Origin of the sequence: Micromonospora sp. NPDC023737 (assembly GCF_040639715.1) — a bacterium.
In the GTDB taxonomy this organism is placed as follows: domain Bacteria; phylum Actinomycetota; class Actinomycetes; order Mycobacteriales; family Micromonosporaceae; genus Micromonospora.
This window is the reverse complement of the sequence record NZ_JBFAAL010000002.1, coordinates 1-12396: the sequence shown is the minus strand read 5'-3', so window position 1 is coordinate 12396 and position 12396 is coordinate 1. Positions and strand designations below refer to the sequence as shown.

The window sequence follows — 12396 nt, the reverse complement described above, 5'->3', positions numbered from 1 at the left end:
CCCCGGTCCGGCTACGCTCGCTGGAGGCGTACCGGTTCACGGAGGGAGGTCGAGTGGTTCGCAGCCGGAAGGTGACGGTCAGCACCGACGTCCACGGTCACACCGCCGGCTGGGCGGAGGCCGAGTCGGCCCCGCCACCTTCCGTACCGGACCCGACCGCGGCGGCCTTCTTCGACGTGGACAACACGATGATGCAGGGCGCGTCGATCTACTGGTTCGCCCGTGGGCTCGCCGCCCGCAACTACTTCACCACCACCGACCTGGCTCGGTTCGCCTGGCAGCAGCTCCGGTTCCGGATGCTCGCTCGGGAACACGCCGGCGACATGTCGCAGGCCAGGGATGCCGCGCTCGCCTTCATCGAGGGTTGGCGGGTGGACGACATGGAGCGGCTCGCCCAGGAGATCTTCGACGAGAAGATGGCGCCCCGCATCTGGGTGGGCACCCGCCAGCTCGCCCAACGTCATCTCGACGCCGGTGAGCGGGTCTGGCTGGTGAGCGCCGCACCGGTGGAGATCGGCCGGGTGATCGCGTCCCGGCTCGGATTGACCGGGGCGATCGGCACGGTCGCCGAGATCGTCGACGGCGCGTACACCGGCCGGCTCGCCGGCGATCTGATGCACGGACCGGCGAAGGCCGAGGCGGTGCGGCAACTCGCCGCCGTGGAAGGGCTCGACCTCACCCGCTGCGCCGCCTACAGCGACTCCGCCAATGACCTGCCGCTGCTCTCCGCCGTCGGCCGACCGGTGGCGGTGAACCCGGACGGTGCGCTGCTGCGCCGCGCCCGGGAGCACGGCTGGGAGGTGTGCGACTTCCGCACCGGCCGCCGGGCCGTCAAGATCGCCGTACCGTCCACCGCCGCGGCCGGCATCCTGGTCGGTGCGGTCAGCGCCGGCATGGCGCTGCACCGGCGCCGCCGACCGGACTGACCGGGCGGATCGACCGGGCGGTCATGGGCCGAACGGGTCCGGGCGGCGCTCGAGCAGCTTGTGCAGGGTCTGCTGAATGGTCTCCCGCACCTGGTCGGCGAGGTTGAAGACCACCAGCGGGTCGTCGGCCGAGTCGGTCAGGTGTGCCGTCGGGATCGGCGGGCAGAACTCGATCAGCCATTTGCTCGGTAGCGGAACCATGCCCAGCGGCCCGAGCCAGGGGAAGGTCGGCGTGACCGGGAAGTAGGGCAGCTTCAGCAGCCGGGCCAGCGGCTTGATGTCGGCGAGCATCGGGTAGATCTCCTCGCCGCCGACGATCGCCACCGGCACGATCGGCGTGCCGGTACGCAGCGCGGCCGAGACGAAGCCCCCACGGCCGAAGCGTTGCAGCTTGTACCGGTCGGCGTAGAGCTTGCCGATGCCCTTGAAGCCTTCCGGGAAGACGCCCACCAGCTCACCCCCGCCGAGCAGCCGTTCGGCGTCCGGGTTGCAGGCCACCGTACCGCCCGACTTGCGCGCCAGCTCGGAGACGACCGGCATCCGGAACACCAGGTCGGCGCCGAGCAGGCGAAGGAACCGGTGCCGGGGGTGCCGGTCGTGCAGGGCGGTCGCCAGGATCAGGGCATCCAGCGCCACCGTCCCGGAGTGGTTCCCCACCACCAGGCCGGCGCCGTCGGCGGGGACGTTCTCGATCCCGGTCACCTCGGTGCGGAACCAGTCCCGGTAGAGCACCCGCACCAGCGGATGCAGGACCCGCTCGGTCAGCTCCGGGTCGAAGCCGAACTCGTCGACCTCGTAGTCGCCGGAGAGCCGCCGGCGCAGGAACGCCAGACCGCTCGCCACCTTGCGGTCCCAGGGATCTCCGGGCACATCGGCCACCGCGGACCCGGCCGGCCGAGTCGACCCGGCCGGCTCGGCGGCGGGCTCGGTGCGTCGGTGTCCGTTGCGTCGCGCCGGGTCGGCGGCCGGGTCCGGGGCATCCATCGGTACGTCGAACCGGCCGCCCGCTGCGGCATCGCCGTGCTCCTGCCCCGCCCCGGTCACGACCGCTCCCGGACGGCGGCCCGCACCTGCCGGATCCCGTCCAGCACGGCCTGTTCGGCGGCGGCCAACTGCTCGCGGGTCAGCACCGCGCGACCGTGGTGGGCGCGGATGAAGTCGTCGAAGGCGGCGGCGGTGGAGCGCGGCCTGAAGGCGTACTCGCGCTCCAGCCGGCTGGTGTCCACCACCCGGCCGTGTACGAAGAGGTCGACCTGGTCCAGACCGATACGACCGAAGCCGAGGGTACGCGCGAGCGCCGCGGCGTTGGAGAGACCGGGCTCCAGCACCGGTACGGCCACCCGGCCGGCCCGCCGGATCGCCTGCGTCAGGGAGAGCACACCCGGCCCGGCCACGTTGTAGGTGCCGGGATGGTCCTCGACGACGGACCGGTGCAGCACCTCGAGGGCGTCGTCGAAGTGCAGGAACTGCAGCCGGGGGTCCCGGCCGAGGACGGTCGGCACGAGGGGCTGGGAGAAGTAGCGGGTCAGCGTCGTGTCGGCGGTCGAGCCGATGAACGGTGCGAAGCGCAGGACCGTCGCCGTGACGTCGGGGCGGCGACGGCGGAAGCCGCGGACGTACCCCTCGATGTCCAGGATGTCGCGGCCGAAACCGCCGCGCGGCACCTCGCGGGGCTCGGTCTCCTCCGTGAACACCGCAGGATCCCGGAACGAGGCCCCGTACGCCGCTGTCGAGGAGCGGACCACGAGCTTGCGGAGTCGGGGTGCCCGCTGACAGGCGGCGAGCAGCTGCATCGTGCCGATGACGTTCTGCTCCTTCATCGCCCCGCGGCCGCCGTGCTGCGGATCGGGGGCGGTGACGAGCGCGAGGTGTACCACCGCGTCGACGTCCAGGTCGGCGAGGAGGCTGCCGAGCGAGCCGCCGTCGACCCGGAGCCGCTCCACCCCGTCGGGCAGGTCGGTGAACTCCCCACCGGACTCGGACGGATCGATGCCGATGACCCGTCCGATCCGCTTGTCGGCGGCGAGCCGGGCGGCGACGTGCGCGCCGAGGTAGCGACCCACCCCGGTGACGACGACAACCCCCGGAGCACCAGGGGTGCCACCGGGGGTCATCCTCCGCACCTCCCTCGACAGGCGGGATCGAGCCGGGACAACCACGGCCTGATCACCTGAGCCTCCGAGGGTCGACAGGTGGCAAGTGACGCCGTTGCCGGGCCGTCGGCCCGGCAACGATCACTTGCCGAGACGGCGACGCTGGACGCGGGTCTTGCGCAGCAGCTTGCGGTGCTTCTTCTTAGCCATGCGCTTGCGGCGCTTCTTGACCACCGAGCCCATACGAAAGCCTTTCGATGCAACGTGCGGGGCGGACCGGCTGCCACCACCACGCGGGTGGGCGTCGGCGACCGCTTGCGGACAACGGACCGGACCAGTTCGGGCGTCAGGGCGCACCGGGGTGCGGTCACGGTCGGGTTCCAGGGTAGCGGGAGAGCATCAGCAGGACCAACGCGGCCCCGTCGATGTGGCCGCCGGAGCTGGGTCGTGGCCCCGACCGCGACGTCCGGCGACCCGCTCGGCGCTTCCCGAAACGCCTTTCCGTACGCACCCATGGGCCCGACGGCTCATCCCTCGCGCCCGCCGTGGCCGGTCAGGCCCGGATGCCCGGGCCGACCCGGCTGATCAGGCGGTTTCCTGAAAGGCACCGCGAAGATACTCGTGCACCGCGTGCTCGGGCACCCGGAACGACCGGCCGACCCGCACGGCGGTGAGTTCACCGCTGTGCACCAGGCGGTAGACCGTCATCTTCGACACCCGCATGACCGTCGCCACCTCGGCGACGGTCAGGAACTTGACCTCCGACAGTCGACCGTCGGACTGCGACCCGGTCATGGCTCACCCGACCCCATCCCATGCCCAGCACGCGCCAGTGCCGGCGGAATGCTCCCGCACGGACCGGCGACGCGCGTGTTACCAGTACGGTAGCGGGGCCGTTGTGACCGGCGCGATCCCTTCGTGCAACTGATCATGATTCCGGCCTCGGGTTCACCCGTTCCGAGCAGGCGATATTCGCCCGGTCACGCCGGGCGTCCCATTGCCGGGACCTGGGCACGCCGGAGTCGCTCCGCCACCGAACGCAGCCGAACGGCGGAAGGCGCCCGGTGGCTCCGGTGGCGCCACCGGAGCCACCGGGCGGGTGCCCCGGGCCGCTTCCGGACGCGGCACCGGGGCTCCGCGCTGGGAGCGGGACCAGTGTCGCAGGTACGCCGGAACCACCCGACACCGGTGGATCATGAAGTACGGGGTGACACAACCCGAGGCGACCGAACCGTCCGCCGGGCGGCGGCGGTGGTGGTCAGGCGGCCAGCGTGCGGATGTAGGCGACGCACTGGCTGTGCAGAGCCGACCAGTCCTCGCCGAAGACCTGCTCGGCGGCCTGCTCCGGTGGCGTACGGTCGTGCAGCACGGCCGCGACGAAGGCGAGCATTCGCTGCTCACCGAAACGGTCGACGAGGTGCCGGACGGCCAGGTAGCCGAGGCCGTAGCTACCGGCGACCCGCGCGGCCGGCGCGTCGTCGGCCGGCGCGAGGTCGTCCAGTCGGCCGTTCCATCCGCCCCGGACCAGTTCGCGCACCTGGGCCAGGCCCTGGTAGCGGCTCACCGGCTGACCGTCGGTGCCTGCGTACTCGGCCAGCCCTTCCACCAGCCACCAGGTGGTCTTGCCCGGATAGCCCTGCTCTGGCAGCGAGGCGGCGTGGGTCAACTCGTGCCGGAGCAGGTCGTCCAGGCCGGCGGGCGTCGTCCCGTCCGCGTTGATCACCACCTCGTGCTGGCCACCGCCGACGTTGACCGCGTACCCGCCGGTCCATTTCGGGCGGCCGCCTCCGTACCAGCGCTCCCACTCGGCGCGGCCGGCGTAATAGATCCGGTAACGGTCCGGCGGCGAGCCGGCCATCGCGTACCGGTCGGCGACCTTCGCCGCCGCCTCGGCCTGGGTCAGCAGGGTGGGCAGCTTCCCGCGCAGCGCGGGCGTCGTCGCCACGATGGTTCGCGCGCCGGTTGCCACGACCAGTTCGTCGACCTCCCACGGTCGGGTGCCGGTCTCCGCGGACTTGGACTCCTCGACAGCGACCAGCCGGGGCTGCTGCCCGGTGTCGCGCCACCGGGTGCCGGCCAGGACCGGGCTGGGACGGCAGCCGGGCGTAGCGAAGCAGTACTGGAACCGCACCAGCATCCGCCACTCGCCGGGCCGGTCGGGTATCGCGGTGGGCAGGCCGGTCACCTCGGCCCGCCAGGTGGTCACCCGCAGCGCCCGCAACGAGTTGAACCGGCGGCGCAGGTCGGCGTGCGCGGTCGGCTCGGCAACGGCGAGGAAGCCGGCCTGATCGCCCGCGAGCAGGGCGGTGGATTGCCGATCCAGCGCCGCGGCGATCCGGGCGGCGAGGTCACGCGCGGCCTGGGTCGCCGGGTCGCCCGTCGCGGGGCCGGCCCGCTGCACCACCGCCCGTCCGTCGGGCTCCCTGATCGCCGCCGTCAGCAGCGCCGCCGGCACACCGCAGGTGCACAACAGCAGCACGACCAGGGTGAGCACCGTCCACAGGGGCCGGATCCGGCGCGGCGCGGCTTCGTCCAGACCGTCAGTCACCCGGCGAAGGGTAACCACCGATCGGTGGATCCGGCGAGGCCGGCGTCACCGGTCACTGCGGACGGACGTCGAGGCGGGCGTCACAGATCGTCCGGCGTGACCGGGAACCGGATCAGCGCGGCGGTCGCCGCTCAGACGGTCACCGTGGCGAACCCGAGCGCCCGGATCAACTTGTCCACCCGCTGCCCCAGGCCCTGAGCGCGGCGTCGAGCGACCCGACCATCTCGTCGTAGGAGCGGTCGAGGTCGCGAGGCAGGCCGAAGCCGCCGGCCACCTCCAACGAGACGAATCCGTGCAGCGCGCTGCGCAGCGTCCGGGCGGCGTCGACCGCGGCGTCGCCGGTGATCCCGTAGCCGTGCAGTACCGCGTAGACGGCGCCGACCGCCCGCTCGCCGGCCGCCACATGGTCCGGGTCGGCCGGATCCGGCACCTGCTGGGTGGCCGGGTACCGGCCGGGGTGCCGACGCGCGTACGACCGGTAGGCGGCCGCGACCGCGTGCAGCGCGTCGGCGCCGGCCCGCCCGACGGCGGCCGTCATGAGCTCCTCGGCCAGCTCTGCGGTGGCGAACGCGGAGAGCTTCTGGGCCAGGGCGTCGGCTCCCCGGACGTGCTTGTAGAGGCTGGGCAGTGCCACGCCGAGCCGCGCGGCCACTGCGGCGAGGGTGAGCTGCTCCCGGCCGACCTCGTCGACGAGCCGGGCCGCCTCGCGTACGACGATCTGCTGATTGAGCCCGGCCCTAGGCACCGGTGCTCACCTTCAGGAACGCGGTGAGCTGCTCCGCCGTGCGCTCCGGCTGGTCGGCGTGCGGGTAGTGGCCGGAGCCGTCGATCATGCGCGCCTCCGCGGTGCCGAAGAGCCGCCGGGCGGCGCGCGCCTCGGCGCCGGGATCGCGGAAATCCGGATCGCGGGTGCCCATGAGGACCAGGACCGGCTGCCGGACCTCGCGCGCCCGGACGGTCCAGTGCGGCTCGACCTGGTCGATCACCCCGCGTACCGCGGCCATCCGGCCGTGCTCGCGCAGGTTGGCGACCATCGCCCGCCGGTATGCGGCGTCGTCGGCCGGGCGGGTCACCGGGAAGAGCGTCCGGTGGAACATCCCGAACAGCCGCGGACTGCGCAGCACCAGTGCCTGGGCGAGCCGCATCGCCGGGTTCGCCTTGGGCGGCTCGACGAACGCGCCGATCAGCACGATCCCGGCGACCCGCTCGGGCCCGTCGGCGGCGGCGAAGACGACCGCGGCTGCGCTGGACGAGCTGCCGACCAGCACGGCCGGTCCGCCGAGTTCGTCGACCACGGCCAGCAGGTCACCACCGACCTCCGCCGGGGCGTACGTGGGCCAACCGACGGTGGACTCGCCGTGCCCCCGGACGTCCACGGCGGCCACCCGGTAGCCGGCCGCGACGAGCAGCGGGACCAGGTGCCGCCAGGACGCTCGGTGCTCCCCCATGCCGTGCGAGAGGACGACGAGCGGGCCCGCCCCCAGCACCTCGTACGCGATGCGCCCGTCGGGGCGCTCAACGTAACTAACGCTCATAACTCATAAGCTAATTGCATTAGCCTTCGTCGTCAAGGGCTTGACCTCACCTCGACTTGAAGTCGCACGATCGACCGCATGCCGAACGTTCGAAGTGCCGTACCGCACCTGCGCATCGCCCGCCCGACCCGCGACCTCGCCGCAGCAGAACGCTTCTGGGTCGGCGGCCTCACCCTCGACGTGCTCTGGCGCTCCACCGCCGGCGGACCGGACGAGCACGATCTGCTGATGCTGGGCTGGCCGGACGCCCAGTGGCACCTGGAACTGGTCGCCGGCGTACCCGCCCCGACCCCCACCGAGGAGGACCTGCTCGTGCTCTACCTCGACGGACCGATCGACGAGGACCTGGTGCGGGAACTGGAACGGGCCGGCGGGACACGAGTCTCCGCCGGCCCGTACTGGGACCGCTGGGGTGTGGCGCTGACCGATCCGGACGGCTACCGCCTGGTGCTCAGCACCCGGGGCTGGTCGAACCGGTGAGCCTGCCGACCTACTTCTTCGACACCAGCGCGCGGGCGAAGAAGGCCATGTTGGCCGGGCGCTCCGCGAGGCGGCGCATCAGGTAGCCGTACCACTGGTCGCCGTACGGCACGTACGTGCGCACGGTGTAGCCCTCGCCGACCAGCCGGGCCTGCTCCTCCGGCCGGATGCCGTAGAGCATCTGGAACTCGAACCGCTCCGGCCCCCGATCGAACCACCGGGCGCGGTCCTCGCCGATCGCGATCAGTCGCGGATCGTGCGTGGCCAGCATCGGGTAGCCGTCGCCCGACATCAGGATGTTCATGCACCGGACATACGACTTGTCCACCTCGTGCGCGGACTGGTAGGCCACCGATTCCGGCTCCTTGTACGCCCCCTTGCAGAGGCGTACCCGGGAGCCCGTCGTGGCCAGCTCCCGGCAGTCCGACTCGGTCCGCCGCAGGTACGCCTGGAGCACCGCCCCGGTCGACGGGTAGTCCTTGCGCAGCTTGGCCAGGATCTCCAGCGTCGAATCGGTGGTGGTGTGGTCCTCCATGTCCAGGGTGACCGTCGTACCCGCCGCGTCGGCCGCGGCGCAGATCGCCCGCGCGTTGTCGTACGCGAGTTGCTCGTCGAACATCTGCCCGAGCGCGGAGAGCTTCACGCTGACCTCGGCCGCCGGGGTGAGTCCCGCCGCACCGAGCAACCGCAGCAGCGCCAGGTACTCGTCCCGGATGGCGTTGGCCTGTTCGGGGGTGACGGTGTCCTCGCCGAGGTTGTCGAGGGTGACCGCGAGACCGTCGTTGACGAGCGCACGGGTGGCGTGCAGCGCGTCATCGGTCTTGGCGCCGGCCACGAACCGGCGCACGACGTCCCGGGTGAACGGGGCCGTCGCGACGAGCCGCTCGACCTGGGATGACCGGGAGGCGGCGAGGATGACGGAACGGAGCATGGGGCGAGCGTATCGCCCGGCCGAAGCCCGACGCGGAGGGGCAGCCCCGCAGGCCGGCAGGGGGCCGCATGGTCGGTGTGCCGCGTCGACCGGAGAAGCCCCTGGCAGCCGAACGCGAGGTGGTGGAGGTGCGCCACCACCCACCTTCTGCCGCACTACATCGACGCGCCACGTGGCGTCTGAGTCGTCTACCGTTGTGGGCGTGAACTTCGACGCGTACGCCCGGACCGGCGTTGACCTCGTCAACGCCCGTCTGGACGACCTCGACGACCTGCGGGCCCTCTTCCCCGAGACCAGCGCATGGATGCGCGATGAGGTCGCGGAACGGGACCTCGCGATCTTCCGACGGGCGCAGAAGCGCCTACGTGACGTCTTCGACTACGGCACCTCCGGGCGGGACGCCGACGCCGTGGCCGAAATCAACGCGCTGCTCGAGGCGTTCCCCGTACAGCCGCGCATCTCCGGCCACGACTCCAGCGACTGGCACATGCACGTGACCAGCCGGGGCGCCTCGGTGAGTTCCGAGTACCTGGCCGGCGCGGTCTGGGGTCTGTCGGTCTGGCTGTGCGAGTACGGCAGCGCGCGATTCGGGGTCTGCGCCGACCAGCGCTGCGGCAACGTCTACCTGGACACCTCGTCGAACTGCTGCCGGCGGTTCTGCTCCGAGCGCTGTGCCACCCGCTCGCACGTGGCCGCGCACCGGGCCCGCAAGCGGGCCGCGATCGGCGAACAGGCCACCGTCGCCGCTCAGCCGGTACCGGCCGACTCACTGACGCCCGTCAGCTGAGGTCACCGCCGTCCGCCCGGGCGCAGCGTCGCCGACGCTGCCCCGCGCGGACGGGTCAGGCGTCGACCGGGGACGGCGTGCTCAGGTGCTGACGGGCGAAGTCCAACGCGGCACGCAGGTCGGCCTCGCGTACCGCCCGGCTGCGTGCGCCCCGGGTCGACACCTCCACCGCCACCGAGCCGGTGAAGCCGCGCCCCGCCAGTGACCGCAGCACCTCGGCGCAGGGCTGGGTGCCCCGCCCCGGTACCAGGTGCTCGTCGCGCCCCTCGCCGGTGCCGTCGCCGAGGTGCACGTGCGCCAGCGCGTCACCCATCCGGTCGGCCATCTCCAACGAGTCGGTGTGCGACGCGGCGCAGTGCGACAGGTCGAGGGTGTACGCGGGGTAGCCGGTCTCCGTCGGATCCCAGCCCGGCACGTACGGAACGAACTGCCGGCCGGCCATCCGGACCGGGTACATGTTCTCCACGGCGAAGCGCAGATCCGGATAGCGGTCGGCGATCTCGCCGAGCCCCTCGCGGAAGTTGCGGGCGTAGTCGCGCTGCCAGGTGAAGGGTGGATGCACCACCACCGTCGGCGCCTCCAGCGCCTCGGCCAGCTCGGCCGACCGGCGCAGCCGCTCCCACGGGTCGGGGCTCCACACCCGCTGGGTCACCAGCAGGCAGGGGGCGTGCACGGAGAGCACCGGCACCTCGTAGTGCTGGGCGAGGCCGCGCAACGCACCGGAGTCCTGGCTGACGGCGTCAGTCCAGACCATCACCTCGATGCCGTCGTAGCCGAGGGCCGCGGCCATCTGGAAGGCCGCCGCCGTCCGCTCCGGGAAGACCGAGGAGCTGGAGAGGAGCACCGGGACTCGGGACGTCACTCAGCCAGGGTAGCCCTGCGGCGCGCGCGACACATGGTGACGAGCGAGCACAAAGCGGCCGTACGGGCCCGGGTGGCGCTCAGTGCTGACCGAGCTGGTCGAGCCGGCGCAGGATGACCCCTTCCCGCAGCGCCCACGGGCAGATCGTCAGCTTCTCGACGTCCAGCTTGCGCATCACCGTTTCGGCCACGACCGCGCCGGCGAGCAGCTGGTGGGCCCGGCCGATGCTCACCCCTTCCAGCTCGGCGAGTTGCCCGGGCGGGATGTGCCGGATGAAGCCGATCACCTGGCGCAGACCGGTACGGGTGAGGCTGCGCTTCGCCCAGACGCCCGCTCCGGAGGGCGCCGCCCCGGCCAGGCGGGCCAGCGTGCGGAAGGTCTTCGACGTACCGACCGGCCGTTCCCAGCCCACGTCGACGATCTCCTTGATCACCGGGTCGAGCTGGCCGTCGACGTACTCCCGCAGCTCCTCCACGGCCTGGGCGGACGGCGGCGCCAGGTCCTCCGGTGACAACCGCAGCCGCTCCCGGGTCAGCCGGCCCGCGCCCAGCGGCAGCGAGACCGCGGCCGTCGGGTCCTCGTCGATTCCGGCGGCGATCTCCAGCGACCCGCCGCCGATGTCCAGCAGCAGCAGCCGCCCCGCCGACCAGCCGAACCAGCGTCGGACCGCGAGGAACGTCATCCGCGCCTCGTCGGCGCCGGGGAGCACCTCCAGGCGTACGCCGGTCTCGTCACGGACCCGGGCCAGCACCTCGGCCGCGTTGGTGGCGTCCCGCACGGCGGAGGTGGCGAACGCGATCAGGTCGTCGGTGTTCAGGCCGGCGGCGGCCGCCTTGGCCATACTCACCGCCCTGATCAGCATGTCGGCGCCGACCTCGGTCAACGCGCCGTCGGGTCCGATCTGCTCGGCCAGCCGCAGCACCACCTTCTCGGAGTGTGCCGGCCAGGGGTGCGCGCCATGGTGCGCGTCCACCACCAGCAGGTGGACCGTGTTGGAACCGACGTCGAGGACCCCCAGTCGCATGGTTCGACCCTAGGGCAACAGGTTTGCGCGGCTCCCGGGCCCGGACGCCTGACCACGCGTACGCTGGTCCGGGTGACGATGGAGCTCCGCGTACTGGTGGACGACCCGGGCGACCCACGCAGCCGCGAGGTGCCGCTGGACTTCCCCCGGGAATGGATCGAGTTCGCCGACCCCGCCGACGAGAGCCACCTGATCCGGGCCGACCTCACCTGGTTGCTGTCCCGGTGGACGTGCATCTTCGGCCAGGGCTGTCACGGCATCATCGCCGGTCGGGCCGCCGACGGCTGCTGTTCGCACGGCGCCTTCTTCACCGACTCGGACGACGAGACGCGGGTACGCGCGGCCGTCAAGCGGCTCACCCCGGAGACCTGGCAGTACTTCCGCCGCGGGTTCAAGAAATGGACCGAGAACGACACCGTCGACGGCAAGACCCCGGCTCGCCGGACCGCCACCCGCGACACGGACGCGCCCTGCGTCTTCCTCAACGACCCGGACTTCCCGGGCGGCGGCGGCTGCGCACTCCACGCCCAGGCGCTGCGCGACGGGGTGCACCCGTTGGAGTACAAGCCGGACGTGTGCTGGCAACTTCCGATCCGCCGGGACCAGGACTGGGTCAAGCGGCCGGACAACACGAAGGTGCTGGTGTCCACCCTGTCGGAGTTCGACCGGCGCGGCTGGGGCGCCGGCGGGCACGACCTGGACTGGTGGTGCACCTCCTCGACGGACGCGCACGTCGGCACCGATCCGATGTACGTCTCCTACGGGCCGGAGCTCACCGCGCTGATCGGCGCCCCGGCGTACGCGAAGCTGGCCGAACTCTGCGCGGCCCGGTCCCGCCAGGGTCTGGTCGCCCCGCACCCGGCCGACCAGACCTGATCACCCCGGGACGACCCGCCGGGGCCGTTGCCGCAGTCCGCACGGTAGCCACACCCCTCACGAAGCGTGATTCGCCAGGCCGCCAGACCCAACTCCTCCGCCACCCTTTGCTCTGCATACCTATACGCGCCGCTCACGCTCCGCATCCGCGTCGGGCGTTCGGCGTGACCGGAGGAAAGCACTGAACGCCAGCTCACGGCGACGGTGCGTATACGGGTGCAGAGCAAAGGACGTTGAACGGCACAGGGCAGGCTCGCCCACCCGACACACACGGTCACGCCGGGTGACCCGGAGCCGCACTTACACAACGTGATGCCTCGCGGGGGGGGGGGGG

The 12396-nt window shown here is 72.3% G+C and carries 14 protein-coding genes; 4 read left to right on the top strand and 10 right to left on the bottom strand.

The genetic code is table 11. The features are described 5' to 3' along the window. Window positions 1-53: 53 nt before the first annotated feature. Window positions 54-926, top strand: coding sequence for an HAD-IB family hydrolase (locus tag AB0F98_RS05415; RefSeq protein ID WP_357729144.1), 873 nt, complete (start codon window positions 54-56; stop codon window positions 924-926). A 21-nt stretch (window positions 927-947) separates the two neighbouring features. Here AB0F98_RS05415 and AB0F98_RS05410 read toward each other — a convergent pair whose 3' ends face one another. From AB0F98_RS05410 to AB0F98_RS05380, 7 genes are all read right to left on the bottom strand, one after another. Next, window positions 948-1910, bottom strand: a complete 963-nt coding sequence (locus AB0F98_RS05410) for a lysophospholipid acyltransferase family protein (protein ID WP_357730828.1) — start codon at window positions 1908-1910, stop codon at window positions 948-950. Window positions 1911-1966: 56 nt separating this feature from the next. Beyond that, window positions 1967-3040 (bottom strand): NAD-dependent epimerase/dehydratase family protein, encoded by a 1074-nt coding sequence (locus AB0F98_RS05405; RefSeq protein WP_357729141.1) that lies wholly within the window; start codon window positions 3038-3040, stop codon window positions 1967-1969. A gap of 120 nt (window positions 3041-3160) precedes the next feature. Then, a complete protein-coding gene (locus tag AB0F98_RS05400) occupies window positions 3161-3262 on the bottom strand; it encodes an AURKAIP1/COX24 domain-containing protein (RefSeq protein WP_007465623.1) in 102 nt (33 codons plus the stop codon). A gap of 342 nt (window positions 3263-3604) precedes the next feature. Next, window positions 3605-3814: a helix-turn-helix domain-containing protein gene (locus AB0F98_RS05395; RefSeq protein WP_076466789.1), complete on the bottom strand. Its 210-nt coding sequence runs from the start codon at window positions 3812-3814 to the stop codon at window positions 3605-3607. A 463-nt stretch (window positions 3815-4277) separates the two neighbouring features. Continuing rightward, window positions 4278-5567, bottom strand: coding sequence for a hypothetical protein (locus tag AB0F98_RS05390; protein ID WP_357729137.1), 1290 nt, complete (start codon window positions 5565-5567; stop codon window positions 4278-4280). Between the two features lie 166 nt (window positions 5568-5733). After that, window positions 5734-6312: a WHG domain-containing protein gene (locus tag AB0F98_RS05385; RefSeq protein ID WP_357729135.1), complete on the bottom strand. Its 579-nt coding sequence runs from the start codon at window positions 6310-6312 to the stop codon at window positions 5734-5736. Beyond that, entirely contained in the window at window positions 6305-7102 is a 798-nt protein-coding gene (locus AB0F98_RS05380; protein WP_357729132.1) for an alpha/beta hydrolase, read from the bottom strand. Before AB0F98_RS05380 ends, AB0F98_RS05385 begins: the two co-directional genes overlap by 8 nt. Before the next feature lie 78 nt (window positions 7103-7180). On the opposite strand from AB0F98_RS05380, the gene AB0F98_RS05375 reads away from it, so the two are divergent. Then, entirely contained in the window at window positions 7181-7582 is a 402-nt protein-coding gene (locus tag AB0F98_RS05375; protein ID WP_357729129.1) for a VOC family protein, read from the top strand. Between the two features lie 10 nt (window positions 7583-7592). Here AB0F98_RS05375 and AB0F98_RS05370 read toward each other — a convergent pair whose 3' ends face one another. After that, a complete protein-coding gene (locus AB0F98_RS05370; RefSeq protein ID WP_357729126.1) occupies window positions 7593-8513 on the bottom strand; it encodes a proline dehydrogenase family protein in 921 nt (306 codons plus the stop codon). A 202-nt stretch (window positions 8514-8715) separates the two neighbouring features. Between AB0F98_RS05370 and AB0F98_RS05365 the strand changes: the two genes are divergently transcribed. Beyond that, the gene (locus AB0F98_RS05365) at window positions 8716-9300 is read left to right on the top strand and encodes a CGNR zinc finger domain-containing protein (protein ID WP_357729123.1); all 585 of its coding nucleotides are present in this window, start codon (window positions 8716-8718) and stop codon (window positions 9298-9300) included. A 55-nt stretch (window positions 9301-9355) separates the two neighbouring features. Here the strand turns inward: AB0F98_RS05365 and AB0F98_RS05360 are convergent, their stop codons facing one another. Together AB0F98_RS05360 and AB0F98_RS05355 are read right to left on the bottom strand one after the other, a co-directional pair. Further along, complete coding sequence (locus tag AB0F98_RS05360; RefSeq protein ID WP_357729121.1) at window positions 9356-10162, bottom strand: sugar phosphate isomerase/epimerase; 807 nt, start codon at window positions 10160-10162, stop codon at window positions 9356-9358. Window positions 10163-10241: 79 nt separating this feature from the next. Then, window positions 10242-11186 carry a Ppx/GppA phosphatase family protein gene (locus AB0F98_RS05355; protein WP_357729118.1) on the bottom strand — a complete coding sequence of 315 codons (945 nt, stop codon included), beginning with the start codon at window positions 11184-11186 and terminating at the stop codon, window positions 10242-10244. Window positions 11187-11264: 78 nt separating this feature from the next. On the opposite strand from AB0F98_RS05355, the gene AB0F98_RS05350 reads away from it, so the two are divergent. Then, window positions 11265-12062 (top strand): hypothetical protein, encoded by a 798-nt coding sequence (locus AB0F98_RS05350; protein WP_357730825.1) that lies wholly within the window; start codon window positions 11265-11267, stop codon window positions 12060-12062. Window positions 12063-12396 lie beyond the last annotated feature (334 nt).